Source organism: Streptomyces sp. NPDC093085 (assembly GCF_040683935.1).
In the GTDB taxonomy this organism is placed as follows: Bacteria; Actinomycetota; Actinomycetes; order Streptomycetales; family Streptomycetaceae; genus Streptomyces.
The window spans coordinates 34,456-59,541 of the sequence record NZ_JBFBFB010000021.1; the positions used below are offsets into that span (position 1 = coordinate 34,456).

Below are 25,086 nucleotides of genomic sequence, written 5' to 3' on the forward strand. Positions count from 1 at the left end.
CATGTGAAATCGGACGAACCAGCGGGGGGCGCTGGTGGACTTCCATTTACTCGGCCCCGTGGAACTCCGGCTGGACGGGCAGCCGCTGGCGCTGAAAGGGGACAAGGAACGGGCGATCCTGGCCTCGCTCGCGCTGGCCGCGGGGCGTCCCGTCTCCATCAACACGCTCATGTCCAGGCTGTGGGAAGGGGACACCGAGCCGCCGGAACACGCCCGCGCCGACACGCACACGTACGTCTCCCGGCTCCGCAGGAAACTGCGCCGGGCGGGGAAAGGACCGGGGGCTCCCGAGATCGCAAGCCGGGCGCACACCTATGTCCTGCGCGTAGACGGCGAGCGCGTCGACTGGCACCGCTTCCAGCAACTCGTCTCGCGCGCCGGCACGTCGGTGACACGCGGGGACGACGAACAGGCGGTGGCCCTGCTCACCCACGCCGAGCAGCTCTGGCAAGGCGAGGCCCTCGCCGGGCTCCCGGGCGCCTGGGCCGCGAGCGTACGCGCCGCCCTGGGGGAACGCCGCCTCGCGGCCACGGTGACCCGGCTGGCGGCGGCCCTGCGCACGGGCCGCGCGGCGGAGCTCGTGGACGAACTCTCCACCCTGGCCGACCGCTACCCCGGCGACGAGACCATCGCGGGCCACCTCATGCTCGCCCGCTACGGCTGCGGCAGATACCCGGACGCGCTCCGGGTCTACGAGCAGGTCCGCCTCCGCCTGAGAGCCGAGTACGGCGCGCCGCCCGGCGCGGAACTGACCCGGATCCACCGGTCCATCCTGGCCCGGATGGACCGCCACGAGCTGGTACGGAAGGTACTGGGCCCGGCGGACGACCCGGAGGCACGAGCCGTGTCCGTACGGCAGGATGCGGAGCGCCCGGCGACGGCCCGCCCCGGGGTACCCGAACCGGCGCGGCAGGATCCCCCCGTACTCCCAGCACCCACCGGCCCCCGGAACCTACCGCAGCAGTCGCCCCTCGTCGGCCGGGTCGCCGAACTGCGCGCCCTGAGCTCGGCGATCGACAACATGGCGTCGGACGGTTCGGTGATCTCGCTCGAAACCGTCAGCGGCATGGCGGGGGTCGGCAAGACGGCCCTAGCCCTGCACACGGCGCGCCGGCTCGCGGAGCGGTTCCCGGCGGGGCAGCTCTACCTCGATCTGCGGGCCCACGCCCCGGCCCAGGAGGCGTTGACACCTGCCGAGGCCCTGGCCACGCTGTTGCGGCTGATCGGCGCGCCCGCCGACGAGATCCCCATGGAGCTGGAGGCACGCACGGCGCTCTGGCGGACCATGCTGGCCGAGCGCCGCGCGGTCATCGTCCTCGACGACGCGGCCGACGCCGACCAGGTCGGCCCGCTGCTGCCCGGGGGCTCGGCGTCTCTGACCATCATCACCAGCCGCCGGCACCTCGCCGGTCTTCCGTACGCCCGGTCGCTGCCGCTGGACGTGCTGCCGGTTGCCGACGCGATCACCCTGTTCCGCAAGTTCGCCGGGGAGGAGCGGACGCGCGACATTCAAGAAGCGACGCGAATTGTCACCTTATGCGGCTTCCTTCCCCTCGCGATCGAACTGGTCGCCCATCGCTTCCGGGTCCACTCCTCCTGGTCCTTGACGACGCTGCGGGAGCGGCTGGCCCGGCCCTCCGGCCGGCTCGGGGAGATCCGGGACTCCGAGGACAGGGGCATCGACCTCGCGTTCGACCTGTCGTACCGGACACTCTCCGACGAGCAACGCGCCGCGTTCCGCCGCCTCGGACTGCACCCGGGCGCCGACTTCACCCTGGGCGCGGCAGCCGCTCTGCTGGACCTCCCGGAGGCCGCCGCCGAGCGGCTGGTCGAGGCCCTGCTGACCAGCCATTTACTGAGAGAGTCCACGCCCGACAGATACCGCTTTCATGATCTCCTGGCTGAATATGCCCGTAGCAGGGCCATAGCCGAGGATGATGTCGATCATCGTGAAACAGCCGTTCATCGCGTCATCAAGTTCTATATCAGGATGGTGGACCACGCCGACCGCGTGCTGTACCCGCGCCGCGTACGACTCGCGCCCCGGGAGGGGACCGAGGAGGAACCCCGGCTCGACCACGAAACACCCGCCGACACGCCCGCGAACCCGCCCATGGAGACGATCAAGAACTGGTTCGATACCGAGCGCGGCAATCTGCTGGCGGCCGAGAGGTACGCGCGTACCCACGGGCACCGAGAGCTGGCCGCCCAACTGGCCTACGGAATAGCGGAGTTCCTGAATGCGGAGTGCCACTGGCAGGACGCGGCGAACGTCCTCGGGCACGCCGTCACGCACTGGACGGCGACGGCGGACCAGCACGCGCTCTGCCGCACCCTGCTCTACCTCGGCGCCGCCCAGGCGAACATCGGACGGTACGCGGAGGCCGGCGAGACCGACCGGCGGGCGCTGGAGATCGCGCGGGCCACGGGGGACCGGGAGGCCGAGGCGGAGATCCTTCGGGTGCAGGGGGTACTGAGCTGGCACCTCGGAGAGAACAGAACAGCTCTGGCACACTTCCAGGATTCCTTCGCCATCAAGTCCGCATCGGGCGACACCTGGGACAAAGCGCGCGCCTATAACAACGTCGCGGTGGCCCTTATCCAACTCCGGGAGCACGCTCGCGCGCTGGGGCACTTCAGGAATGCCATCGAGGCATTCTCGGCGGCCGGGGACCGCGCGTCGGCGGGCAAGGCGCTGAATAATCTGGGCGACTTGCAAATGCGGCTGGGGGACCCGGACGGGGCGCGCCATTCGTACGAGGAAGCCATCTCCTCCCTGGAATCCACCGGAAATCGATACGACCGAGCGACCACCAAGGCGAGCCTCGCCGATTACTTCACGGCGACCGGATCGAAAGAAAGCGCTCTCGCGCTCCACCGCGAATGTCTGACGGAATTCCGGTCGCTCAACGACCGGAAGAGCGAGGCCGACACCTTGATCTCCATGGGCGAGGCGTACCGCAGGACGGGCGGTGACGACGAGCCGGACGAGGCGTCCCGATACTACCTGGAGGCGCTGGAGATCGCTCGCGAGATCGGCGCCTCGCACCAGGTGGCACAGGCTCTGCACCACCTGGCCCAGGTCGACTTCGCACAGGGGAGGACCGACAAGGCGGTCGAGCGTCTGGAGGCCGCCGTGGCGACGGCGGCGAGAACGGACGACCTGGACGAGGAGACCGGCGCGAGGAATACGCTCGCCGAAGTATGGCTCGCGCTGGGCGAGAAGACGAAGGCGCTGAAGCAACTCCGGCGGGCATTCACGGCACTGCGCCACGCCGACCCCGAGGGGGCGGCGCGGATCCGCGATCGCCTGCTGGAAGTTGAGCAGCCTCTCAATGCTTCAACTGTCAAGCAATCCGGGCAGTAGGCAAGCCTTCCCACCAGCGATCGTACGGATTTTCCCAGAAGCGAACCCATGCGCTAACATCCCGGCAATCGTCGTTAAACGATCAAGAGAGCCAGGCAAATTGCGCATGAAGCGTCTTCTGACCTTCGCGATGACAGCGTTCGCCGGTGCCATCCTCGTCGGGGTGGCAACAACGACATATGCGGAGGCAGCCCAACGGCCCGCCGAGATATCCGGGACACCTCGGATATCCACGAGCCCCTGCGACACAGCGACACCCGCGACCGGGGACACCATCCGCGCCGCGTATTTCACCGCCGCATACCAGCGCCCGATCATGATCGGGATGCCGACCAGCACCTGCGAGGATGATCAAAACAACGTGAACGGGACTCCTGTGGCCGCCGTCTGACCCGAGGCACTGCGGTAGGGGGGCGAGGGTGGGGCGGGTACCCCGGGGTACCCGCCCCGCCCTCTCAGCTTCTCGGCACGGCCCGCTACCATCGCGGTGTGGAACGTTCCCAAAGCTCTCGAACCGCAGCGTCGGCCATGGTTGTCTGGGATCTCGGCGGGGTCCTGGCTCCCTCCGGGCGGGCGCTGGTGGCGCTCGCCGGGGAACTCGGCGTGGCCGAGTCCGAACTGGCCGGACCCTACTGGGCGGACCGGGACGCCTATGACCTGGGCGGGGAGTCCGAGGCGTACTGGCGGGCGGTGGTCGGGGGGCTCGGGCGGGCGCTCGGGGAGGGGGAGGCGGCGCGGCTCGACCGTATCGACACGGACTCCTGGGCCGCCCTCGCGCCGGAGTCCGCCGCACTGCTCGCGCGGTTGGCGGAGGGCGGGGTTCCGCTGGGGGTCCTCTCCAACGCGCCGTCCTCGCTGGCCCGGAGGGTGCGCGCGGCGGCCTGGAGCGCGGACTTCGAGACGCTGGTCTTCTCCTCCGATCTCGGCCTGATGAAGCCGGACCCGGACATCTACCGGGCCGCCGGCGAGAAGTTCGGGCGGGCGGCGTCGGAGGTGGTGTTCTTCGACGACCGGCCGGAGAACGTCGCCGCCGCCCGCGCGCACGGCTGGCGCGCGCATGTCTGGACCGGGGCGGAGGCGGGTGCCGCCGTACTCGTACGGGAGGGTGTGCTCGGTGGGTGACCGGCCGCGTAGTCCGACGATCATCGATGTGGCTCGGCTCGCCGGGGTCTCCAAGTCGGTGGTGTCCCGCGTCGTCTCGGGGCGCGGCAGTGTCGGGGAGCAGACCCGGCAGCGGGTCCTCGGGGCCGCGCGGGAGCTGGGTTACGTCGTCAACGCGTCCGCGCGGGCCATGGTGGCCCGCCGTACCTACACGGTCGGGGCCTTCGTACGGGACGCCGCGACGCCGTTCTACGGGCACCTGCTCACCGCGATGCAGGAGCGCGCCGCCTTCCACGGCTACCGGGTCGTGACCGCGACCGGTTCCGGCCGGTTCGAGGAGGACGACGAGTACCGGGCCCTGGAGACCCTCGCGATGCTGCGGGTCGAGGCGCTGATCGTGTGCAGCGGGCTGCTGCGCAGCGAGCGGATCCTGCCCTTCGCCGAACGGCTGCCGACGGTGGTCGCGGGGCGCCCCGAGACCCACCCCAGCATCACCAGCGTCTACTGCGACGAGGACGAGGGCGGCGCCGCGCTCGCGGACCACCTCGCCGACCTGGGCCACCGCGAGGTCGCGGTGGTCACCGTACCGGCCAGTGCCTCCGTGACGCTGGGGCCGCGCACGGCGGCCATGGCCCGGCGGCTGCGGGAGCGCGGCGCGCGCGTGCTGGAGATCCCGGGCCCGCACCGGGAGACGGCCGGCGCCTGGGTGACGGAGGTGCTGCGGCACCCCGGGATCACCGCGGTGATGGCCCCCAGCGACCGCCACGCGCTCGCCCTGCTGGAACAGCTCCGGCTGCGCGGGGTCGCCGTACCGGAGGACCTGTCGGTCACGGGGTACGACGGTATCGGCGACCTGACGACCTCTCTGATCGGCCTGACGCACTGGCGCCAGCCGCTCGACCTGATCGGCGCGGGGGCGGTGGACGCGCTGGTGCAGCTCCTCGACGGCGAGCAGCCGCCGGACCACCACCGGGCGCTGCCCGGGGCGCTGGTGGCCGGACGGACCAGCGCGGCGCCTGGGCGCTGACGGCCACCCAGGAGCGTTTCGTTCCGGTTCCACCCTTCCGGAGTGGCCCAGGGCGGTTCAGGGTTGTTCAGGATGGTTCGGGCGGGAGATTTTCCTTGCTGTTCATCCGGCGGGGCCTTTGGCGGTCCGACCCGGAGTGGGAACGTTCCACTCATGATTGGGAACGTTCCACTCAGGGGTGAGGGACCGGCCCGGCGGCCGGACGGCCCGCACACCCCGCCGCGCACCCCCGCCGCCGCACGGCTCCGCGCCCTGGCCGCTCCGCTGATGGCGCTGCCCTGCGTCGCGCTGCTGCTCCTCTTCGCGTACTGGCCGCTCGCCCGGGGTGTCGTCCTGAGCCTGTACGGCACCGACCTGCTCGGCAACCCGTCCCGGTTCGTCGGGTTCGCCCACTACGCCGCCATCGTCACCGACCCGGACACACGGCGGGCGCTGCTCGCCACCGGGGCGATCGCCGGGCTCAGCGTGGTGCTCTCCGTCGGCGGCGCGCTCGCCGCGGCGCTCCCGCTGCGCCGGGCGGCGCGCGGGCCGCGCGCCGTGGTCTCCCTGCTGCTCTCCCTGCCGTTCGCCTACTCGGCGGCAGCGGCGTCGGCCGTGTTCGCGGGGTTGCTCGCCCCGGCCGTCGGGACGCTCAACCAGGTGCTCGCCCATCTCGGCGTCGTCGGCCCGGGGTGGCTTCAGTCGCCGGTCTGGGCCGTCATCAGCATCGCGCTCGCCACCGCCTGGTACGAATTCGGCTTCGCCTTCCTCGTCCTGCTCGCCGCGCTGACCCAGCTCGACCGCTCGGTCGTCGAGGCCGCCGCGCTGGACGGCGCCTCGGGCCTGCGGCTCGCCCGCTCGGTGATCGTCCCCATGCTGCGGCCGAGCCTGGTCTTCCTCCTGGTCACCCAGACCATCAGCGGCCTCCAGGTCTTCACCCAGGTCCAGGTCCTCACCCGGGGCGGCCCGTCCGGCGCCACGTCGACGCTGGTGTACGAGCTCTACCAGCGCGCGTTCGGCGAGGCACTCCCCCGGATCGGCGCGGCCTCGGCCCTGGCCGTGGTGCTGCTGGCCCTGGTCCTGGCGATCACCGCGATCCAGTTCCGCGTGGTGCGGAGGTGGGCGTGAGAGGCGTGAGAGGCGTTAGGGGTGTGAGAGCGGTGAGGGTGGTGAGGGGTCTGAAGGGCGTGAGGGGGCTGAGGGGGCTGAGGGGCGTGAAGAGCCTCCGCGCCGGCTCCGTACTGCGCTGGCTATGGCTCGGCGCCATCGTCGTGGTCGTCACGTTCCCGGTGTACGTCACCGTCGTCACCGCCCTGCTCCCGCCGGGGTACGTGGCCAACGGCCGCCTCGTCCCCCGGCCCGAGCTGCTGACCCTGGACAACGTGCGCAAGGCGCTCGCCTCCGCGCCGCTCTCCCGGCAGTACCTGGTCAGCGTGGCCGTCACCGTTCTCCAGTCGGCGGCACAACTCACCACGGCCGCGCTGGCCGCGTACGCGCTCGTGTTCCCCCGCTGGCGCGGCAGGGGCGCGGTCTTCGCCCTGGTGCTGGCGACCCTGGCGTTCCCCGGGGAGAGCCTGGTCATCCCCAACTTCGAACTTGTCACGGGGCTCGGGCTCCGCGACACCCTGCTCGGGATCGTCGTGCCGTATCTGGCCGCCGGTTACGCGGTCTTCCTGCTCCGCCAGGCGTTCCTGGCGCTCCCGAGGGAGACCTGGGAGGCCGCCCGGCTGGACGGCTGCGGCGATCTGCGGGCTCTGGTCCACGTCGTCCTGCCCATGGCACGGCCGCAGTTGGTCACGGCCGCGATGTGGTGCGCCCTGTCGGCCTGGAACGGCTACTTCTGGCCGCTGCTGATCACCGACTCGCCCCAGCGGCGCACCATCCAGGTCGGCCTCGCCCAACTCGTCGTCGACCAGACGACCACACCGGCGGTGATCTACGCCGGCACCCTGCTCGTCCTGCTGCCGACCCTGCTGCTCGTCCTGTTCGGGCAGCGCTTCCTGGTCCGCGGGCTGGCCTCGCGGGTCACCGCGTAGACCGCGCTCCATCACATCCGTACGTACCGAGAGAAGAAAGACGCGCCCTCATGCCCGAACACCCTTCGCACTCCCCTCGCTCCTCGCACTCCCAGCACTCCCAGCGCTCCCAGCACTCCCAGCGCTCCCAGCGCTCCCAGCGCTCCCCGCACTCGTCGTCCCCCTTCCACCCCACTCACCCCTCCCTCCCCACTCGCTCCTCCCTTCCCCCTCGCTCCTCGCTCCCCACTCGCTCCTCCCGCCCCCGGAAACTCCCCGTCCTCGCCGCCCTCCTGGCCGCCCTCACCGCGACGACCCTCACCGCCTGCGGCAGCTCCGGCCAGGAAGCCACCGGCTCGGGAGCCGGATCCGGAGCCGGAGCCGCCCCCGGCCCTTCCGCACTGGCCGACGCGAAGGGGCCGGTGACCGTCACCCTGTGGCACGGCCTCGGCGGACCGGCCGGTGAGGCGCTCCAGAAGGAGATCGACGCCTTCAACAAGGCCAACCGCGGCAAGATCGTGGTCAAGCCGTCGTTCCAGGGCAGCTACGCCGACGCCATCGCGAAGTACACCTCAGCGATCCGCGACGGCTCCACGCCGGGCATCATGATCTCCAACGACATCACCACCGGTTATCTGCGCGACGCGGGCCAGACCGTCCCCGCCCAGGACCTGGCCGCCGCGAACCCGAAGGACCTGGACCTCGACCGGCTCCGCCCCGCCGCGCGCAGCTACTACACGGCCGACGGCACGTTGCTCGCCGTACCGCTCAACACGTCCATGCCGCTCCTCTACGTCAACGACAGCATGCTGGACCGGGCGGGCGTCGACCGCTCGACCCTGGGCACCCTGGACGCCGTGGCCGCGGCCGCCCGTAAGGTCCATGCCGAGGTGCCCGGCGCGAAGGGCATCGACATGCCGCTGGACGGCTGGTGGTACGAGCAGCTCACCGCCGCGTCCGGTTCCCCGTACTGCACCCCCGACAACGGTCGCAAGGGCGACGGCGCCACGGCGCTCTCCCTCACCAGCGCGCCGCAGCGCAAGGCGATCGGCACGATGGCGAAGCTCTACACCGACGGCGTCGCCCTCGACACCGGCATCGACGGCAACGCCGCCCTCGCCGCCTTCGCGGCCGGCCGGACCGCCATGATGTTCAATTCCAGCGGCGCCATCGGCGGCCTCAAGGAAGCGGGCATGACCGGCTACACCGCCCTGCCCTACCCCCTCTCGGGACCGCCGTCCACCGCAGGAGCCGCGATCGGGGGCGCCGCGATGTGGGTGGGGCGGACCGGGCACAGCGAGGCCGAGCAGGTCGCGAGCTGGAAGGCGATCAGCTACCTGGCGTCCGCGCCGGCGCAGGAACGGTTCGCCGAGGCGTCCGGGTACGCCCCGATCAACACCGACGTCGACAACTCGCCCTCCTGGAAGCAGTTCCTCACGAAGAACAAGCCGTACGCCGTACTCGGCGAGCAGTTCGCCGACACCCCGGCCACGACGGCCACCTCCGGCTGCCTCACCGGCGCGATGTCCGGCGTACGGGCGGCGGTCGTGCCCGAGATGCAGCGGGCGTTCACCGGAAAGGCCTCCCTCGACACGGCGCTGAAGTCGGCGGAGAAGGCGGCGACAGCCAAGATCAAGGACTACCGAGAGCAGGCCGGCCAGTGACAGCGACAGACACCCCGCCCGACACCGACACCACCCCCACCAAGTCGGCCACCCCCACCGAGTCGGCCACCCCCACCGAACCGACCACCCCTTACGCACAGGCCGCCCCCGCCGAACCGACCGCCCCCTACGCCCAGGCCCCCGGCGACCCGTACCGCTACGGCGTCTACCTCCGCCCCGACCCCGCGACCTGCCTGGCCGTCACCACCGTGACCGCGCAGCTCCGGGCGCAGTACGGGATCGTCTCGGCCGGCGCGTTCCCGCCCCACGCGACCCTGGTGGGCAGCCGGCACATCACCGCGCCGCCCGAGGCGATCGTCGCCGCGGTCACCGAGGGGCTGGCCGGCGTCCGCTCCTTCACCGTCCACAACGCGGGGGTACGGCGCCAGGGGGTGGGCCTGGTCTACGACGTCCACCACCTCGCCGACGGCACCACCCCGAACGAGGCGTTCACCCGGCTCGCCGCCCGGGTCGACGAGGCCGTCCTCCCGCTGGACTCCCCGGCCCCGAACCACACGGCCGCCTTCGACGCGGACACCTTCCAGGCCCATCTGTCCCTGGTGTCGCACGACATGTACGTACGCCCCGACCTGTCGGAGGAGGTCGAGGAGTACGTGACGGGCCTGCCCGTCCCCTTCCCTGCCACCTTCCCCGGCGACACGGTCACCCTCTACCGCACCCGCAGCGACGACTGGGCGGGCCGCTGGTGGCAGACGCTCACCTGGGACCACGTACACACCTGGCGCCTGCCGGTCCGCTGAGGGGCTTCCGCGATGACGGGGCCGGTGCCCGGCGGACGAGCTGGCGGGAGACCGGTCCGTTCGGCAGACTCCACCCAGTGGACCGAGTAACGAAGATCGCGGACCGGCTGGCCGGCGTCGGCGGCATCGTCGCAGTCTGCCTCGGCGGCAGCCGGGCTCGCGGCACGCATGGGCCCGACTCCGACTTCGATCTCGGCCTCTACTACCGCCCTCCGCTGGACACCGCCGCCCTGCGCCTGCACGCCGCCGAGCTGACCGGAGGCACGGTCGACGTGACCGAGCCGGGTGGGTGGGGCCCCTGGGTCGACGGCGGGGGCTGGCTGACCGTCGACGGGGAACACATCGACTGGATCTACCGCGACCTGGACCGCGTGCACCGAATCTGGCAGCAGTGCCAGGCCGGGCACTTCGAAGTAGGCACCCAGGCGGGCCACCCGCTCGGGGTCTACTCGCACGCCTACGCCGGTGAGGTAGCCGTCGGACGCATCCTCGCTGACCCCACCGGTGAACTGGCCGCCTTGCGGGAACGGATCCGGACCTCATACCCGCGCCCCCTGCGTGACTCGCTGGTCGCCAACGCGCGATGGGAGGCGCCGTTCACCTTGTCCATCGCCCGCAAAGGCGTGCCCCGAGGCGACGCCTTCTATATCGCGGGGTGCCTGTTCCGCGTGGTGGGACTCCTCGCCCAAGCCCTGCACGCCCAGGCCGGGTGCTGGGTGCTCAACGAGAAAGGAGCCGTCCAGGCGGCGGGACAGCTCCCGAACGCTCCGGCCGACTTCGCCCCCCGCGCCCACGCCCTGTTCCGCGCACTCGGCGCCACCCCGGAGGAGCTCGCCACCGCGATCGACGACGCGGACCGGCTGGCCGCCGAGGTCTTGGACAACCTCTCTCCGGGGTGACAGGGCACTCTGTCACGGACGCGACCGCAAGCGTTCCACCTGCACAAACGGCACCCGTTCACCCGTTCGCCCTTTTGCCCGTTCGCCCGTTCGCCCGTTCATCCGTCTGCCCGTTCGCCCGTCTGCCCGTTCACCCGTCTGCCCCGGATGCGCTCCGGACCGCCCGGACGCCCGAGAGCCGCCCCCGAGCCGGACGAAGACGACGCCGGTGGGCAGGAGCGAGTATCAGGAGCCGGTCGGGTCAATCGGTGACGGGCAGGCACGCGGCGAGCAGGGCGACGATGTCACGCCAGGCTCGCTGGGCGTGCTGCGGGTGGTAGCCGACGCCGGGGCGCACGGTGTGCTCGACCGGCGGGTGGTGGAAGGCGTGAAGCGCTCCTCCGTAGACCACGAGACGCCAGTCGACGCCCGCGGCCTGCATCTCTGCGGTGAACGCCTCCCGTTGCGCGGGCGGCATGATCGGGTCTTCCGACCCGACCCCTGCCCATACCGGGCAGCGAATGCGTGCCGCCTCGCCCGGACGGCCCGTGGTCAGTGCGTTGACCGTCCCGATCGCGCGCAGGTCGACGCCATCGCGACCGAGTTCCAGCGCGACCGCGCCCCCGGTGCCGTAGCCGACGGCGGCGATCCGGTCGGGGTCGGCCCGCGATTCGGCACGCAACACGTTGAGCGCGGCGTGACCGATTCCCCGCATCCGGTCGGGATCGGCGAGCAGCGGCATGCAACGGGCCAGCATGTCCTCCGGGTCTTCCAGATAGCGTCCGCCGTGGAGATCGAAGGCCAGCGCCACGTACCCCAGCTCGGCCAGAGCCTCGGCCCGCCGGCGCTCGACATCGCCGAGTCCCGTCCCCTCGGGTCCGATCAGGACCGCGGGCCGGCGCCCGGCACCGGCCGGGAGCGCGAGGTGTCCGACCATCGTCAGGTTGTCGGCCGGGTATTCGACGGTACGGGTGGTGATCGTCGTCATACGACTGGACGGTAATGCCCCGTTGCGCCCGCTCGGGGTGGTGTTCACCGATGGCAGACGGCACTCCGCCCGTCGCACCTCGCCGCGCCGCGCATCCACGACGGCGCGTTCTCGCGACCGATGTTTCCCGAGACCGGCGCAGACGCCCTCGCCGGTTGCCGCGCTTCTCCGGTAGATGGATCCACTCCGGTCCCGTCCGGGACTTCCAGGCGAACCGGCCTAGGCCCTGTCGGCCTAGGCCCTGTCGGCCTGGGCGTCCCCGGCAGCCTTCTCCTCCTGGGACCGTCGTACGACGGCCGCCCCGCGCAGGGCGACGGCGCACCAGACGATCACCAGGAGCAGCGCGACCGCGGCCAGGCCCGCGACTTCGAGGGGTTCCGGCCGCCAGCCGAGGGACAGCCGGGTGCCGATCATGACGGTGCCGAGGAGGACCTCCGAAGGGGAGTAGACCGGCACCTTGGCCGCCACGAACCGCAGGATGGCGCCCAGCCCCAGGCCGATCACGGCCCAGGCGAGCAGATACGGCCAGAGCGCTCCCGGCGCGGCGGGCGGCAGGCCGTACTCCTCCGGGCCGATACGGAACAGGGCGCCCAGCCACCCCAGCGTCACTCCGACGGCGGTGACGAGCACCGCCCACAGCGCATGGCGCCACAGCGGGCCGGACCGCACCCGCTCGTCCTCGTGCTCGTCCTGGGGGTCGACGGGGTTCGTGGTCACAGGAAGATCCATCACACCCGAGGAGACGCTCACCGGCCACCGGGCGTTGCATCGCGGATGATGCCAAGAGCGTGCCGGGTGGCGAGCGCGCCGAGCCACGAGCGCGCGAGTCGCGAGCGCGCCGAGTCGCGAGCGCGCCGAAGGCGTCCCGTCACGTCACGGCCCGCCCCGGCGCCGTAACTCGCCCGCGAAAAGCCCGACATGGCCGAACGAGCGACCCTAGACCCTCGCCACCAGCAGATCCTCCCCGGCCGCAGGGCGGAGCCCGTCCGCGCGGCCGGTGAAGTACTGTCCCAGCGCAGTGGTCCCCGCCAGGTGCCGCACCTCCCTGAAACCGGCCTCGCGCGCCAGCGCCACCATCTCCCCGGGCCGGAAGTAGCTGACGAAGGGCGTCCCGGCCTCCCGTGCCTTCCGCTCCATCACCTCAAGCGTCGCGCGCGAGGCAGCGTCGAGTAGATCGAACGGCACCATGAACGTCATGAGCACCGTCGACCCCGGTGCCATCCCCGCCATGCGCCGCAGGTCACCGACGGTGGTCTCCTTGGAGAGGTACATCGCGACCCCGGTCGAGACGAACACGGCGGGCCGATCCGCCTCGAACCCCGCCTCCCCCAGCCGCTGCCACCAGTCGACGCCCGCTTCCGCCTCGAAGTCGACCGGTACGAACCGGAGCCAGTCGGGCACCCCGTAGCCGAGCTCGTCCAGGCGGCGCCGCTTCCACGCCTGGGTGTCCGGCTGGTCGATCTCGAAGACCCGCATACGGGCGGCGAGTTCGGGTCTGCGCTGGGCGAACGTGTCCAGCCCGGCCCCGAGGATGACGTACTGCCCGACCCCGCGCGCCGCCTCCTCGGCGACCAGGTCCTCGACGAACCGCGCCCGCGCGACCATCCCGGCGCGGTTGCCGGCGGTCCACCGCAGGTCCATGTCGGCCCGGTCCTCCCACCCGTCCCCGGGCGCGGCGAGTTCCAGCCCGACCTCGTCGACCAGGACATGCGGCGGCGCGTCCACCCGTACGTGCAGGGCCCGCCACAGGGCGACCCGCACCGCGGACCCATCCGGCTCCCCGCGTCCCCCCGCCGCCCCCTGCCCCAGTGCCTGCCCCTGTGCCTGACCTTGCCCCTGCTGCGCACCCGTCACGTCCGTCACGTCGATGCCCCTCCCAGGCGACCTGAATACGGCCCGTACCCGTACCCCGTTCCCCGCACCCCGGCCGCCGTTCACCAGCCCCGGGGCGCGCGCCGGCCGTGGCCGCGTCGGTGGCGGATGTGCGGTACGCGGATGGTGACGAGGACGGGCTCGCGGTAGCAGTGACAGGTGTACGTGTACCCGGGCTCCGCGTCCACCGGTACGTACGATTCCGGCTCGCCCCGGGGCGTAACGCCGCGCGGGCGGTGGGGAGTTACGCCGTACCAGACGTAGAGGATGCCCATCACCAGGACGATCAGGCTGCCGGTCAGGGCGACAACTCCCCACAGGACACGGTCGTTCACAGCGACCCCAGCTCGCACCACACCGTCTTGCCGACGGCACGACGCACCACGCCCCAGCGGTCCGCGACCTGCTCCACGATCAGGAGCCCGCGCCCGAAGCACTCCTCGTCGGTGGCCCGGCGCAGTATCGGCAGCCGCTCACCCCGGGGATCACTCACCTCGATCCGCAGCACACTCCGCCCCAGCAACAGCCGCACCCGGAACAACCGGTCCCGCAGACACCCGTGCAGCAGAGCGTTCGACCCCAACTCACCGACCAGCAAGGCCGCCGACCACGACCACTCGGGCCGCCCCCACTCGGTGACCAGCCGCCCCGCCCGCCGCCGCGCCAACGTCACACTCCCCAACACCGCCGTGTACATCAGCGAATCGGTCCGGACAACGGGCCCGAACCCCGCCAGGGCCTCCCACTCGGCACCCGCCCCGGGGTCCGACTCCGGCTCGGGCTCCGGATCCGACTCCGGCTCGGGGGCCGATTCCGGGTCAGGCCCGGGCACTTCCTGCGCAGCAGCCATGAACACACACCTCCATGTGCGATCGGGATCCACCCGCACGGGACACGGCGACTCGGCTCCGCAGTGCGAGCGACTGGACACCGAACGTAGCCGCGCAGATGCGCGAGACTCAACCCCCTGGGGAAGTTATTCCCCAATCGAGTGACTGGCCACCCCGAGAGCCCATCCGAATGACACACTGTGAGCGAGTCAACGAGGAGGGTGACATGGGGCGAGCGCCGAAGTGGACAGGTGGCAACCGCGTATCCACCGTGCTGGGACGCAAGTTGGGCGGCGAGCTGAACAAGCTCCGCGTCGCGGTAGGCAAGACGCAACAGGAAGCGGGGGATGCCCTGAGCGCGACCGCGACGAAGGTCGTCAAGATGGAGAGCGGTTCCGTTCCCATGCGGGATCCGGACATCAAGTCCCTCTGCGAGCTGTACGAAGCCGATGCCGACGTTGCCCAGCGGTTGCGCGAACTGGCGAGGCGGGATCGGGACCAGCGCAAGGTGAAGGGCTGGTGGGACGGTGACCCGAGCCTCGCAAAGCAGGTCGAGCACATCTCCACGGAGAACGCCGCCCGCAGCATCAGGCAATGGCAGATGGCCATCATCCCCGGCCTGTTCCAGACACCGGAATACGTCCGGTCCATGGGGGTGGCCGATCTGTCGTGGGACGACATGGACCGGATCGAGGGGGTCGTCGACACTCGGCTGAAGCGCCAGGCGCGGCTGCACAACGACAATCCGCTGAAGATTCACGCGGTCATCTGGGAAGCGGCGCTACGGCAACTGATTGGTGGGCCCAAGGTAATGAGCCGCCAACTCGCACACCTCTGTGAGCTGGCGGAACTCCCGCACGTACAGATTCAGGTGCTGCCGTTCCTGTCCGGCGCACATCCGTGCATCGGCGGCCCGTTCACCATCCTCTCCTTCGCGGATGAAGGCGCGTTCGACGTGGTCTACCAGGAGACCGCAAAGTCTATGATCTGGTACGAAGATGCGGAGAAGGGCGCCTACTACGCCGGGCTCTTCGACCGGATCACTGGTTCGAGCCTTGCGCCCTACGACTCGCTCCAGTTCATCAGCAGCATCCAAAAGGAAATGGCCGCGTGACGTCGTTCCAGTTCACCAAGTCCAGTTACAGCACCGGGGGCGCCGACTGCGTAGAGGTCGCCCGGAACATACCCGGCACCGTCGCCGTCCGCGACTCCAAGCGGCCCACTGGGCCGGTGCTCCGCGTAACCCCCACCGCGTGGAACGCCTTCCGGGCAGACCTCGCGCGAGAAGAGCCGTAACCATGCCCGGCCGCGCCTAGAAAGCCTGGTCACGGCGGCGGAAATGCGGGGCAGGGGCGCGTAGGGGGCACCCGGAACGTACCCCCTCAACTCCCCCGGCCCCCGTGCATGGCGGAGCGCCATAGGACACGCCCCAGGCTCCGGCTCCGGCTCCGGCTCCGGCTCCGGCGAAGGTCAGCGGTAGTCGTCCGGCGTTCCGGGCTTGCCGCTGAACCTGACCTCCTCGAAGTAGGCCAGGGCATCGGGCCGGCTGCCGTCGACGTCCCGTACGCCGTAGACCCTCGCGAGTTCCCCGCTGGACGTGGACTTTCCGTTCCAGCGGGACGCGCGGGCCGGGTCGGCGGCGAGGGCGGCGACCGCGCGGGCGAGGTAGTGCGGTGACTCGGCGATGGCGAAGTCCGGTTGACGGGCGATGACGTCGCGCCAGTTCTCCTCCGTGACGCCGAAGTGCGCGAGCATCTGCTCCGAGCGCAGGAAGCCCGGCGTGACGGCGACCGCCATGCCCCCGTACTCCTTCAGCTCCTCGCCCAGGCCGAAGGCGATCCGGATCGGGGCGTTCTTGGCGAGGTCGTAGTAGAGGTTCTCGCGGTAGCGGCGGTTGAAGGCGGCCGTGCCGTCCGTGACCTCCACGTGCAGCGGCGCGTCCGAACGGACCAGGAGCGGAAGGGCGAGCGCCGCCGTGATCACGTGCGAGCGCACGCCCAGCTCCAGGATGCGCAGCCCGTCGGCGAGCGGCGTCTCCCAGCTCCTCTTGCCGAAGACGGAGCCGACCAGCAGATGCTCGCCGCCCCAGAGGTCGTTGACCAGGATGTCGAGCCGCCCCTGCTCCCGCTCGATCCGGCCGACCAGGGTGCGTACCTGGTCCTCGTCCAGATGGTCGGTGGGTACGGCGATACCGGTACCGCCCGCCGCCGTGACCAGCTCCCCGGTCTCCTCGATGGTCTCCGTCGTACGGCCGACCTCGCTGGCGCGCTCACGGGTCGTACGGCCGGTGACGTAGACGGTGGCACCCGCCCGCCCGAGTTCGACGGCCAGGGCCCGCCCGGCCCCACGCGTGGCCCCGGCGACGAGCGCGACCCGCCCGGCGAGCGGGGGTTCCTGGGCGGTGTCCTGGGTGGGTGTTTCTGCGGCTGCGTCTGTGGCTGCGTTCTTGTCCATGTCGCTACCGTGCACGCTAAAGGCGACAGCTAACGTCCCCTTTTCCCAGGATTCCCACGACCGGGTCGCCGGAGAACCCGCCCCCGATCGCCGCCAGTACCGCCGCCTCCGCAGCCCGTTCCGGGAGTCGCGGGTCCGGGTCGGCCCGCAGGAGCAGGAGCTGGTGGTAGAGCGGCGCCGTCGCGGCGATCAACAGGCTCCGCGCGTCCGTGTGCCGTGAGGGGAGTTCGGCGGAATGCCCGTCCGGCAGTACGGTGCCGAGCCTGGACGGTACGGTGCCGAGCCCGCCCGGGAGAGGGACGGGACCCGGCACCGGCGCGGCGCGGGGCCGCTCTCAGCGGAAGATCCGGGCCGCTACCGGAAGTCCTCTCCGTGCGCGGGCCGGGATGCCCCGCGCAGCCGGTGTTCCAGCGCGTCCAGCAGGCTCGGCAGGTCGGGGGCGACGGCCAGGTCGTCCAGCGTCGACACGGGGAGGAAGCCGGAGTCGGCGATACCGCGCAGGGCCCCGAGCAGCGGGGTCCAGAAGCTTCCGGCGTCGAGGAATCCGACCGGCTTGGTGTGGAAGCCGAGCTGACGCCATGACCACACCTCGAAGAACTCCTCCAGGGTGCCGAGGCCGCCGGGCAGGGCGATGAAGGCGTCGGCGTGCTCGGCCATGAGCGCCTTGCGTTCGTGCATGGAGTCGCACATGAGCAACTCGGTCACCCGCTCGTGCGCCCATTCCCGCTCGACCATGTCGCGCGGCATGACGCCGATGACCTCCCCACCCGCCTTCAGCGCGCTGTCCGCCAGCACGCCCATCAGCCCCCGGCGGCCACCCCCGTAGACGAGCCCGATCCCGCGCCGGGCCAGTTCCGTACCGACACCGGCGGCCAGGTGGGCATGGGCAGGGTCGTGTCCGTCGGACGAGGCGAGGAAGACGGCGAGGCGGCGCATGGGGACAGGGTCCCGCGATCCCGGGCACACCGCCAAGCCCACCCCGGCCCCGGCCCCGGCCCCGGCCCCGGCACCCGGCACCCGGCACCCGGCCAACTGCCCCGAGCCCTGGCACCGGCACCCGGCCAACTGCCCCGAGCCCTGGCACCGGCACCCGGCACCGGGCCCCAGCCCCGGGCCCTGGCACCGGCCCCCGTCACCGCACGGCGAGCGTCACCCCGGTGAGCTGCTCGGAGACGGTCCACAGGCGTTGCTGGACGGCCCGGTCGTGGGAGTCGGGGCTGGAGGTGACCGGCTTCGGGTAGCCGCGGATCTCGCCGCGGTTGCCGGGGCCGTAGTACTGCCCGCCGGTGACCGCCGGGTCGGTGGCGGCACGCAGGGTGGGCAGGGCGCCCATCTCGGGTGTCTGGGTGACCAGCGGCGCGACCCAGGTGACGGGGAGGCGGAGCGCGGCGGGCGAGTTGCGGATGAGCTCCGTGTTGGAGAGGCCGGGATGGGCGGCCACCGCGACCGTGGTGCCGTGCGGGGCGAGCCGGCGCTGTAGTTCGTACGTGAACATGAGGTTGGCCAGTTTGGCCTGGCCGTAGGCGGCGGCGCGGCTGTACGAGCGCTCCCAGTGCAGGTCGTCGAAGTGGATGGCGGCCCGGATGCGGTGGCCGGTGCTGCTGACCGTGACGACGCGGGAGCCGGGGACAGGGAGGAGCCGGTCCAGCAGCAGGCCGGTGAGGGCGAAGTGGCCGAGGTGGTTGGTGCCGAACTGGAGCTCGAAGCCGTCGGCGGTGGTCCGCTTCGGGGTGTACATCACGCCCGCGTTGTTGATGAGGAGGTCGATGCGCGGGTGGGCGGCGCGCAGATCGGCCGCCGCAGAGCGGATCGAGTCCAGGGAGGCGAGGTCGAGGGCCTGGACGGTGACGTCGCCGGCGATACGGGCGGCGGCCTGTGCGCCCTTCTCCACGTCGCGGACGGCCAGGACCACCGTCGCCCCGCGCGCGGCGAGCGCCCGCGCGGTCTCGAAGCCCAGCCCGGTGTTGGCGCCGGTGACGATCGCCACCCGGCCGTGCTGGTCAGGGATGTGCTGCTCGGTCCAGTCGCCGCTCATGACGTACCCGCTCCTTAAGAACCATCGGTCTGTTACGCGTGAACGAACATAAAAGACCGACGGTCTCATGTCAAGAGACCGCCGGTCTCCTACTAAAAGACCGGCGGTCTTCCCATTAGGGTGAAGGCGTGACGACATTCCAGCGGGCGCGAAGCGAGGAGCAGCGGGAGATCCGCCGCCGGGCGATCCTGGACGCGGCGGCGGCGATGCTCGACGAGATGCCCGTGGCCGAGGTGAGCCTCAACGAACTCAGCCGGCGGGTGGGCCTGGCCAAGTCGAACGTCCTGCGGTACTTCGAGTCGCGCGAGGCGGTGCTGCTCGAACTCCTGGACGCTTTCATGGAGAGCTGGCTCGCCGAGCTGGCGGACGAACTGGCCGCGGGCATCGAGCCGCACGCGGCACCGGACGTGCGGGCGGGCCAGTTGGCCGAGATCCTCAGCCGGTCACTGGCCGGCCGGGTGGTGCTGTGCGACCTCTTCGGCGCGCAGGGCGGCGTCCTGGAGCACAATGTCTCGGTCGAGGTGATCAAGCGCCACAAGCGCTCCTCCTTCGCGCGGCTCGCGACCATGGTCGGGCTCGTCCGCCGCCATGTGCCCGAACTCGGCGACAGCACGCAGATGTTCTGCCTGATGAGCCTGGTCGCGGCGGGCGCCCTGTCGGCGTACGTCCCGCCACCGCCCGGCATCGTCGCCGCCTACGCGGACGAGCCCGCCCTCGGCGCGCTCCACCTGGAGCTGGGTGACGCCCTGCGGTTCTCCATCACCTCGTCGCTTCTGGGCATGCTGCCGCGCGCCTGAACCGATGGTTCGATTGATTCGATGAGCCTCGGACCTCTCAGCCGCCCAGCCCCGTTCCCGCCAGGGCGTGGGCGAGTTCGCGGGGGCGGGTGGCCATGGGCCAGTGGCCCGAGTCGAGGTCGACGTACTCAAGGCGGGTCACGCGGGCCAGCTCCGGGCTCTCACCGGCGGCGATCCACCCCTTGGCCTGGGCCGGGGTGAACTCGGGGCAGACCACCACGACCGGGATGCCGAAGCGGCGCTCGTCGGCGAGGCGTACGACGCCTCTGGCGACCCCCTCGGGGACGGGAACCGCGGCGGAGGCCAGCCGGTCGCGGGCCGGCTGATCCAGGTCGGCGACGTCCGCTTCGTCGAAGACGCTCCAGCCCGGGAAGGGCATGGCGTCGCCCTCGATCGGGAAGTTATCGGCGTAGGCACGCCCGTCGGAGGCCGGGAAACCACCGACCAGGGCGACCCCTGCCACCTTCTCCGGCCGCCCGTCGGCGGCCAGCCAGGCCAGGGTCGACGCGGCGGAGTGCCCCACCACCAGCGGCTTCCCCGACGCCGCGTCCACCGCCGCGAGCACCGCGTCCCGCTGCTCCTCCAACGTCGCGGAGGCGGCCCCGTCCCCCTGCCCGGGAAGGGTGAGCGGCACGGGCCGATGGCCGAGCGCGGCCAGCTCCGGCACGACGTCGTCCCAGACGGCCCCGTCGAACCAGAGGCCGGCGATGAGCAGGATGTCCATGGTGGTCCTCCGGGAGGGTTCGCGTCGGGTGATCGGGGTCCCAACACGCTATCGGGAGGGTCTGACAACGCCCCTCGGGCGGGCCGCCGCGTAAATCACTTGCCGGGCCATGGCCGGACCCGGTTGACTCTCCCGAGGCCGTGCGAGAGAACGAGAGGGAGGTGGTACCCGTGAACGCTGTATCGACATGGGTGCTCCCCTCCGGGGTCACGGTCGGGCGGTAGAAGGCCGTCCGGGAGCGCCGTTTTCCGCGCACTCCCGAAAGGCACGACCATGCGCTTCACTTCCGAGCGGCGCCACGACGATGGCGTCCTCGAACGCGAATTCATCCTGGGCGACATCCCCGGCACCCTGTGGACCCCGCCGTCCCTCACGCCCTCCGCATCCCCCGCGCAGGCGGCGCACGCACCAACCCCCGCGTCCGCACCCACCCCGCTGATCCTGATGGCCCACAACAACGGCCTGCCCAAGGCGGAACCCCGGCTGGTGGCCCGGGCCCGGCTCTCCGCGGCGTACGGGTACGCGGTGGCCTCCATCGACGCCGCGGGGTGCGGCGAACGCCCCCGTGACCCCGCCGTCGAACAGGCCCGCGCCGGTCTCCGCGACGCGCTGCGGGCCGGCAGGCCGGCCGCCGAACTCTCCGCGGTCTTCGAGTCCCTGGCCGGCCCGCTGGTGGAGATGGCCGCCCCGGAGTGGCGGACCGCCCTGGACGCCCTCCTCGAACTCCCCGGGATCGACGGCCCGGTCGGCTACTCCGGCTGGATGGCCCTGGGCATCCGCCTCGCGGCGACCGACCCCCGTATCGCGGCGGCCGGCTTCTTCGCCGGGGGCTACGTACCCCACGCCCAGCGCGTGGAGGCCCCCCGGGTCACCGTGCCCCTCCTGGTCCTCCTCCAGTGGGACGACGAGGGCAACCCCCGGCAGCGGGTCCTGGACCTGTTCGACACCTTCGGCAGCAAGGAGAAGACCCTGCACGCCAACATGGGCGGCCACCTCGGCACCCCGTCGTACGAACGGGAGGACGGCGACCGCTTCTTCGCCCGCCACCTGAAGTAACCACCCCCGGGCCCGTTCCGGCGCCGTACACCTCCCGCACCACCGTACGGCGCCGAACGGGCCCGTGCCGGAGCCCCCCAGGGACCGCGTGCCGCGCGCGGCACGCCTCTCATCCGGCTCCGGTTACGGTTCCTGTTACGGCTCCGGCTGCTCCGGTTCCTGTTACGGGGACGGGCCGATCGGCGTGGTCCAGCCAGGGGATCTGGCCGGTGGCGGTCACGGTCAGCCCGAACCGTTCGGGACCGGGCCGGTCGTGCCGTACCCACCACGCGTACGCGGCCTCCGCCTCGTCCCAGAGGCGGCGCGGCCCGTACTGCCAGACCGCGAAGTGGTCATCCGACGTCCCGTCCCAGTCCACGGCCGCCCATGACGTCGCGTCGGTCGTGGCGAGCCAGAGCCTGGATGCCACCCCGTCCACCTCCGGGTTGTCGTGCCACGTCCACCACACGTCGCGGAGCAGCAGCCCGACGGCGAACCGCGCGGCGAGATCGTCCTCGGTGACCCGCCAGGGCGGCAGGGCGGTGGTCGACCCGTCCGGCCGATGGGTGTCGCGCACCACGTCCCGGAAGATCCTCAGGTCGGTCCGCTGCTGCCGCATGAGCATGAACGCGGAGTGCGGCGAGAACCGCCCTGCCGCGCCTCCCGCGTCGTCCACGGTCAGGCGGAGCAGCCCGTAGCAGATCCAGGGGCTCTCCCACGGGGTGAGGACGATGCCGCCGGGCCGGACCTGTTCGAGCCAGGGGTGCGGGACGGAGCGTACGGAGCAGGTGGCGATCAGGCGGTCGTACGGGGCGTGGTCCGCGTACCCCGCGGCCCCGTCCCCGGCCACCACCGCCACCCGGAGCCCCTCCCTGCGGAGCCGCGCTCCGGCCTCGGCCGCCAGCGCGGGGTCCACCTCGACGGAGGTGACATTTCCCGGGCCCGCGACGGCGGCGAGGAGGCCGGCGTTCCAGCCGGTGCCCGTGCCGATCTCAAGGACCCGGCACCCTTCCGTCACCTCCGCCATCTCCAGCATGCGGAAGACGATGCCGGGCGCGCTGGCCGACGACGAAGCCCACCGCTCCCCGCCTCCGGGGTCCCCGTTCCCTGGCTCTCTGTCTCCGGGATCCTCCCCGTCGTTGATCTGTGTGACGACGCTGTGGTCGCCGTAGACCGCCCGTAACCAGTTCTCCGGCTCACGGCCCCGGTCGCACGGCACCAACTCCTCCCCCAGATAGATCCGTTCGGGCACGAACGCCGACCGCCGGACAACCCAGGCCGCCCGCTCCCACTCGGGGCGCAACGGGGTTCCGAGGCCGGCGCCGACCGCGCCGAGCAGATCGCGGAGGGCGACCCGCTCGGACGCCGCGTTGTCCGAAGCCGTCACCCGCGCTAGTCCTTCTTGTGCTTCGGCGGATCCTTCGGCTTGGCCGTATCCGACGAGGGCTTGCTCGTGCCCGGGTCCTTGTTCCCCGAGTGCTGGCCACTGCCGCCGTTTCCGCCCTTGCCCGTTCCCCAGCCCATGCCGTTCCCCTCTCGGATGTCACGTACCGTGCGGTCAACTCCGGTACGCCCCAATCATCCCCATGTCGGGCAGTACCGCGTAGGGGCATCCCCAGGGGCAAGTTTCCTTTGCTGAAAGGTTCTTGCCCGGCCACGGGACATCGGCGGCGGCAAGATGGAGCCATGGCGATCGGGACCCTGATCAAAGATCTGCGCACGGCTCGCGGCTGGAGCCAGGGACGGCTCGCGTCAGCGGTCAATGACGCCTTCGGGACGAACCTGGACCGGGAATACATCAGCCGCTGGGAACGCTCGAAGGTGACCCCGGGGAGCTTCTACCTCCCGTGTCTGTCGACCGTCCTGGACGTGCCCCTGGCCATTCTTGAGGGAGAGATGAAGCGTCGCGAACTGCTCACCGACGCGGCCGGCTCGTTGATAGCGCCGGTGGTCGTGTCGGACCTCCTCGACATCGGGTTCGCCACGCGGCTCCGGGGCGGCCCGGACCTGGACGCCTGGGAGGCCAGGCTGGCCACGTACGGCACGGAGTACATGGCCCTCGGCGCCGCCGACATCCAGCGGCGGGTGAGCGGCGAACTTGTCGTGGTGCAGCAGCAGTTGGAGAAGCAGCACCTGTGGTCGGTGGCCGCCCGGCTGATGACCCTGTACGCCAAGACGTTCCCCGGCTCGGACGGCTCCAAGGCGGTTCAGTGGTACCGCAGGGCAGCACAGGCGGCGGACCAGTCCGGGGACGACGGCACGCGTGTGTGGGTACGGGGGCGTGCGGCTGTCGCGCTGGGGTACGAAGGGGCCTCACTCGGTGTCGCGGACGCGCTGGCGGACCAGGCCATGGCCATCAGCGGCCAACCGTCTCCGGGCCTCCTGAACGCCGTCTTCGGCAAGGCACACGCGGCGGCCGTCCGGGGCGACGTGGACACGGCGCGGCAACTGATGGAGCACGGGCGGCGCGTCTTCGACAGCGTCGGATCGTCCGAACAGGCCAGTGACTACGCGGTCCCCTGGTGGCGGCTGAACGTGTTCATCTCGCTGCTCGCCGCCCGTCTCGGTGACGAGAGAACGGCAGTAGCCGCACAGGACGCCGCCCGGAGCGAACTCCCCCCGGAACTAACCCGGTTCGCCACGCATCTGGAGATGCACCGAGGGCTCGTGCTCACGCGCTCGGGCGACGTGTCCGGCGGAACGGCATACGCGCGGACCGCGCTGGACGCGTTACCCCCGGAGAAGCACTCCCTCACCCTGCGGCTGCTGATGGCCGAGGTCGAACGGACGAAGAGCTGAGACGAAGAGCCGAGACGAAGAGCCGAACGGACGGCCGGCAGCGCCCCGCCGTCAGTCGCCCGTCCCGAGAATCCGAAGCGTCACCATCCCCCCAGTCTGGCGCAGCGGGTCCGCCCGTACGGGTACGGGTACGGGCACAACCGGAGCGCTTCGGGCCGGCGCCCGGGTCACCGGCTGTGCGTGGGGGGATGGTGTGCGGGCCAGGATGTCGCGGTGGTCACCTCCTGGGCGATGTCCGTGACGGTTCTTCCGTCCGTCGGTACCCGTACCGTCTCGCCGGAGACGCCCTCGTCCAGCAGGCGGGCCTTGCGGGCGCTCGCCGCCAGTTCCCTGGCCAGCTCCGAGCCCAGTTCGCGGCGGGTCAGGCGCTCCTGGACGGTGGCGTCGGTGGCGGTGAGGAGGACCCGTACGATGCGCACCCCCGGGCCCATCGCCCGCTCGAACATGCCGGTCGTCCCGGGCAGCACGCTCAGCGTGTTCGTGTAGATCAGCCTGCAGTAGCCCCGGCGCGCGTAGTTGGCCCATACGGCGGTGAGGTTGGCCTCCGTGACCGCCGAGCGGTCGGGGTCCCCCTCCGGGGCCGGATGCACCTGCCCCATGAAGTCGCCGTCGATCACCGCGTGGGAGACCTCGGCGGCACGCAGCAGCGCCGAGACCTCCCACCCCACGGTCGTCTTGCCGACCCCGGCCCGTCCGCCGATGAGGAGGACTTCCGCGCGAACGGCGCCGCTCAGATGCTCATGCTCTCCCTGGTCCATGC

At 71.6% G+C, this 25,086-nt stretch carries 26 protein-coding genes and 1 pseudogene; 13 read left to right on the forward strand and 14 right to left on the reverse strand.

Translation table 11 applies throughout. From position 1 onward, the window contains the following. Nucleotides 1-34: 34 nt before the first annotated feature. Nucleotides 35-3,367 carry a BTAD domain-containing putative transcriptional regulator gene (locus AB0O07_RS34600; RefSeq protein ID WP_365641096.1) on the forward strand — a complete coding sequence of 1,111 codons (3,333 nt, stop codon included), beginning with the start codon at nucleotides 35-37 and terminating at the stop codon, nucleotides 3,365-3,367. Here the strand turns inward: AB0O07_RS34600 and AB0O07_RS34605 are convergent. Beyond that, nucleotides 3,341-3,706 (reverse strand): hypothetical protein, encoded by a 366-nt coding sequence (locus AB0O07_RS34605; protein ID WP_365641098.1) that lies wholly within the window; start codon nucleotides 3,704-3,706, stop codon nucleotides 3,341-3,343. The two genes, AB0O07_RS34600 and AB0O07_RS34605, sit on opposite strands and share 27 nt — an antisense overlap. A 150-nt stretch (nucleotides 3,707-3,856) precedes the next feature. Between AB0O07_RS34605 and AB0O07_RS34610 the strand changes: the two genes are divergently transcribed. The 7 genes from AB0O07_RS34610 to AB0O07_RS34640 all read left to right on the forward strand — a co-directional run bounded on the left by AB0O07_RS34610 (nucleotide 3,857) and on the right by AB0O07_RS34640 (nucleotide 10,813). Further along, nucleotides 3,857-4,489, forward strand: coding sequence for an HAD family phosphatase (locus AB0O07_RS34610; RefSeq protein WP_365641101.1), 633 nt, complete (start codon nucleotides 3,857-3,859; stop codon nucleotides 4,487-4,489). 28 nt (nucleotides 4,490-4,517) lie between these two features. Further along, nucleotides 4,518-5,495 carry a LacI family DNA-binding transcriptional regulator gene (locus AB0O07_RS34615; RefSeq protein ID WP_365641103.1) on the forward strand — a complete coding sequence of 326 codons (978 nt, stop codon included), beginning with the start codon at nucleotides 4,518-4,520 and terminating at the stop codon, nucleotides 5,493-5,495. A gap of 153 nt (nucleotides 5,496-5,648) precedes the next feature. Beyond that, nucleotides 5,649-6,602 carry a sugar ABC transporter permease gene (locus AB0O07_RS34620; RefSeq protein ID WP_365641105.1) on the forward strand — a complete coding sequence of 318 codons (954 nt, stop codon included), beginning with the start codon at nucleotides 5,649-5,651 and terminating at the stop codon, nucleotides 6,600-6,602. A gap of 86 nt (nucleotides 6,603-6,688) precedes the next feature. Next, nucleotides 6,689-7,510, forward strand: a complete 822-nt coding sequence (locus AB0O07_RS34625; RefSeq protein ID WP_365641107.1) for a carbohydrate ABC transporter permease — start codon at nucleotides 6,689-6,691, stop codon at nucleotides 7,508-7,510. 50 nt (nucleotides 7,511-7,560) lie between these two features. Continuing rightward, complete coding sequence (locus tag AB0O07_RS34630) at nucleotides 7,561-9,153, forward strand: extracellular solute-binding protein (protein ID WP_365641109.1); 1,593 nt, start codon at nucleotides 7,561-7,563, stop codon at nucleotides 9,151-9,153. After that, nucleotides 9,150-9,914, forward strand: a complete 765-nt coding sequence (locus tag AB0O07_RS34635; protein WP_365641111.1) for a 2'-5' RNA ligase family protein — start codon at nucleotides 9,150-9,152, stop codon at nucleotides 9,912-9,914. Before AB0O07_RS34630 ends, AB0O07_RS34635 begins: the two co-directional genes overlap by 4 nt. Nucleotides 9,915-9,991: 77 nt before the next feature. Further along, a complete protein-coding gene (locus AB0O07_RS34640; protein ID WP_365641114.1) occupies nucleotides 9,992-10,813 on the forward strand; it encodes a nucleotidyltransferase domain-containing protein in 822 nt (273 codons plus the stop codon). Between the two features lie 241 nt (nucleotides 10,814-11,054). Here the strand turns inward: AB0O07_RS34640 and AB0O07_RS34645 are convergent, their stop codons facing one another. From AB0O07_RS34645 to AB0O07_RS34665, 5 genes are all read right to left on the reverse strand, one after another. Then, complete coding sequence (locus AB0O07_RS34645) at nucleotides 11,055-11,780, reverse strand: dienelactone hydrolase family protein (RefSeq protein ID WP_365641116.1); 726 nt, start codon at nucleotides 11,778-11,780, stop codon at nucleotides 11,055-11,057. Between the two features lie 234 nt (nucleotides 11,781-12,014). Beyond that, on the reverse strand, nucleotides 12,015-12,509 hold the full coding sequence (locus tag AB0O07_RS34650) for a hypothetical protein (RefSeq protein ID WP_365641118.1): 495 nt from the start codon (nucleotides 12,507-12,509) through the stop codon (nucleotides 12,015-12,017). Between the two features lie 207 nt (nucleotides 12,510-12,716). Continuing rightward, nucleotides 12,717-13,589: a class I SAM-dependent methyltransferase gene (locus AB0O07_RS34655; RefSeq protein ID WP_365641227.1), complete on the reverse strand. Its 873-nt coding sequence runs from the start codon at nucleotides 13,587-13,589 to the stop codon at nucleotides 12,717-12,719. A 125-nt stretch (nucleotides 13,590-13,714) separates the two neighbouring features. After that, a complete protein-coding gene (locus tag AB0O07_RS34660; protein ID WP_365641121.1) occupies nucleotides 13,715-13,987 on the reverse strand; it encodes a hypothetical protein in 273 nt (90 codons plus the stop codon). After that, the gene (locus tag AB0O07_RS34665; protein WP_365641124.1) at nucleotides 13,984-14,502 is read right to left on the reverse strand and encodes an ATP-binding protein; all 519 of its coding nucleotides are present in this window, start codon (nucleotides 14,500-14,502) and stop codon (nucleotides 13,984-13,986) included. The genes AB0O07_RS34660 and AB0O07_RS34665 overlap by 4 nt, the downstream gene beginning before the upstream one ends. 206 nt (nucleotides 14,503-14,708) lie before the next feature. Between AB0O07_RS34665 and AB0O07_RS34670 the strand changes: the two genes are divergently transcribed. After that, nucleotides 14,709-15,596, forward strand: a complete 888-nt coding sequence (locus tag AB0O07_RS34670) for a helix-turn-helix transcriptional regulator (RefSeq protein WP_365641127.1) — start codon at nucleotides 14,709-14,711, stop codon at nucleotides 15,594-15,596. Then, nucleotides 15,593-15,778, forward strand: coding sequence for a DUF397 domain-containing protein (locus tag AB0O07_RS34675; RefSeq protein WP_365641130.1), 186 nt, complete (start codon nucleotides 15,593-15,595; stop codon nucleotides 15,776-15,778). The genes AB0O07_RS34670 and AB0O07_RS34675 overlap by 4 nt, the downstream gene beginning before the upstream one ends. Before the next feature lie 174 nt (nucleotides 15,779-15,952). Here the strand turns inward: AB0O07_RS34675 and AB0O07_RS34680 are convergent, their stop codons facing one another. The 4 genes and pseudogenes from AB0O07_RS34680 to AB0O07_RS34695 form a co-directional block, all read right to left on the reverse strand. Then, on the reverse strand, nucleotides 15,953-16,936 hold the full coding sequence (locus AB0O07_RS34680) for an SDR family oxidoreductase (protein ID WP_365641133.1): 984 nt from the start codon (nucleotides 16,934-16,936) through the stop codon (nucleotides 15,953-15,955). A 16-nt stretch (nucleotides 16,937-16,952) separates the two neighbouring features. Further along, nucleotides 16,953-17,147: pseudogene (locus AB0O07_RS34685) on the reverse strand (hypothetical protein); the annotation flags it as partial. A gap of 143 nt (nucleotides 17,148-17,290) precedes the next feature. Then, nucleotides 17,291-17,872 (reverse strand): TIGR00730 family Rossman fold protein, encoded by a 582-nt coding sequence (locus tag AB0O07_RS34690; RefSeq protein ID WP_365641135.1) that lies wholly within the window; start codon nucleotides 17,870-17,872, stop codon nucleotides 17,291-17,293. Nucleotides 17,873-18,068: 196 nt separating this feature from the next. Then, on the reverse strand, nucleotides 18,069-18,971 hold the full coding sequence (locus AB0O07_RS34695) for an SDR family NAD(P)-dependent oxidoreductase (protein ID WP_365641138.1): 903 nt from the start codon (nucleotides 18,969-18,971) through the stop codon (nucleotides 18,069-18,071). A gap of 128 nt (nucleotides 18,972-19,099) precedes the next feature. Here AB0O07_RS34695 and AB0O07_RS34700 point away from each other — a divergent pair, with 128 nt between their 5' ends. Next, nucleotides 19,100-19,768, forward strand: coding sequence for a TetR family transcriptional regulator (locus AB0O07_RS34700; protein ID WP_365641141.1), 669 nt, complete (start codon nucleotides 19,100-19,102; stop codon nucleotides 19,766-19,768). A 37-nt stretch (nucleotides 19,769-19,805) separates the two neighbouring features. On the opposite strand, the gene AB0O07_RS34705 is transcribed toward AB0O07_RS34700, so the two are convergent. Further along, entirely contained in the window at nucleotides 19,806-20,492 is a 687-nt protein-coding gene (locus AB0O07_RS34705) for an alpha/beta hydrolase (protein WP_365641144.1), read from the reverse strand. A 273-nt stretch (nucleotides 20,493-20,765) separates the two neighbouring features. Here AB0O07_RS34705 and AB0O07_RS34710 point away from each other — a divergent pair, with 273 nt between their 5' ends. Beyond that, nucleotides 20,766-21,548: an alpha/beta hydrolase gene (locus AB0O07_RS34710; protein ID WP_365641146.1), complete on the forward strand. Its 783-nt coding sequence runs from the start codon at nucleotides 20,766-20,768 to the stop codon at nucleotides 21,546-21,548. Between the two features lie 109 nt (nucleotides 21,549-21,657). Here AB0O07_RS34710 and AB0O07_RS34715 read toward each other — a convergent pair whose 3' ends face one another. Continuing rightward, on the reverse strand, nucleotides 21,658-22,914 hold the full coding sequence (locus tag AB0O07_RS34715; RefSeq protein ID WP_365641149.1) for a methyltransferase domain-containing protein: 1,257 nt from the start codon (nucleotides 22,912-22,914) through the stop codon (nucleotides 21,658-21,660). Nucleotides 22,915-22,919: 5 nt separating this feature from the next. Further along, a complete protein-coding gene (locus tag AB0O07_RS34720; RefSeq protein WP_365641152.1) occupies nucleotides 22,920-23,051 on the reverse strand; it encodes a hypothetical protein in 132 nt (43 codons plus the stop codon). Between the two features lie 162 nt (nucleotides 23,052-23,213). On the opposite strand from AB0O07_RS34720, the gene AB0O07_RS34725 reads away from it, so the two are divergent. Continuing rightward, nucleotides 23,214-24,326, forward strand: a complete 1,113-nt coding sequence (locus tag AB0O07_RS34725; RefSeq protein WP_365641154.1) for a helix-turn-helix transcriptional regulator — start codon at nucleotides 23,214-23,216, stop codon at nucleotides 24,324-24,326. Nucleotides 24,327-24,493: 167 nt separating this feature from the next. On the opposite strand, the gene AB0O07_RS34730 is transcribed toward AB0O07_RS34725, so the two are convergent. Then, nucleotides 24,494-25,084: a hypothetical protein gene (locus AB0O07_RS34730; protein WP_365641156.1), complete on the reverse strand. Its 591-nt coding sequence runs from the start codon at nucleotides 25,082-25,084 to the stop codon at nucleotides 24,494-24,496. Between the last annotated feature and the right edge of the window lie 2 nt (nucleotides 25,085-25,086).

What these genes read in the sequence shown, in the direction of transcription:
- AB0O07_RS34620 (WP_365641105.1), top strand. Translation starts at nt 5,649, where the DNA reads ATGATTGGGAACGTTCCACTCAGGGGTGAGGGACCGGCCCGGCGGCCG.
- AB0O07_RS34630 (WP_365641109.1), top strand. Translation starts at nt 7,561, where the DNA reads ATGCCCGAACACCCTTCGCACTCCCCTCGCTCCTCGCACTCCCAGCAC.
- AB0O07_RS34645 (WP_365641116.1), bottom strand. Translation starts at nt 11,780, where the DNA reads ATGACGACGATCACCACCCGTACCGTCGAATACCCGGCCGACAACCTG.
- AB0O07_RS34650 (WP_365641118.1), bottom strand. Translation starts at nt 12,509, where the DNA reads ATGGATCTTCCTGTGACCACGAACCCCGTCGACCCCCAGGACGAGCAC.
- AB0O07_RS34665 (WP_365641124.1), bottom strand. Translation starts at nt 14,502, where the DNA reads ATGGCTGCTGCGCAGGAAGTGCCCGGGCCTGACCCGGAATCGGCCCCC.
- AB0O07_RS34670 (WP_365641127.1), top strand. Translation starts at nt 14,709, where the DNA reads ATGGGGCGAGCGCCGAAGTGGACAGGTGGCAACCGCGTATCCACCGTG.
- AB0O07_RS34680 (WP_365641133.1), bottom strand. Translation starts at nt 16,936, where the DNA reads ATGGACAAGAACGCAGCCACAGACGCAGCCGCAGAAACACCCACCCAG.
- AB0O07_RS34690 (WP_365641135.1), bottom strand. Translation starts at nt 17,872, where the DNA reads ATGCGCCGCCTCGCCGTCTTCCTCGCCTCGTCCGACGGACACGACCCT.
- AB0O07_RS34695 (WP_365641138.1), bottom strand. Translation starts at nt 18,971, where the DNA reads ATGAGCGGCGACTGGACCGAGCAGCACATCCCTGACCAGCACGGCCGG.
- AB0O07_RS34705 (WP_365641144.1), bottom strand. Translation starts at nt 20,492, where the DNA reads ATGGACATCCTGCTCATCGCCGGCCTCTGGTTCGACGGGGCCGTCTGG.
- AB0O07_RS34710 (WP_365641146.1), top strand. Translation starts at nt 20,766, where the DNA reads ATGCGCTTCACTTCCGAGCGGCGCCACGACGATGGCGTCCTCGAACGC.
- AB0O07_RS34720 (WP_365641152.1), bottom strand. Translation starts at nt 23,051, where the DNA reads ATGGGCTGGGGAACGGGCAAGGGCGGAAACGGCGGCAGTGGCCAGCAC.
- AB0O07_RS34725 (WP_365641154.1), top strand. Translation starts at nt 23,214, where the DNA reads ATGGCGATCGGGACCCTGATCAAAGATCTGCGCACGGCTCGCGGCTGG.
- AB0O07_RS34730 (WP_365641156.1), bottom strand. Translation starts at nt 25,084, where the DNA reads ATGGACCAGGGAGAGCATGAGCATCTGAGCGGCGCCGTTCGCGCGGAA.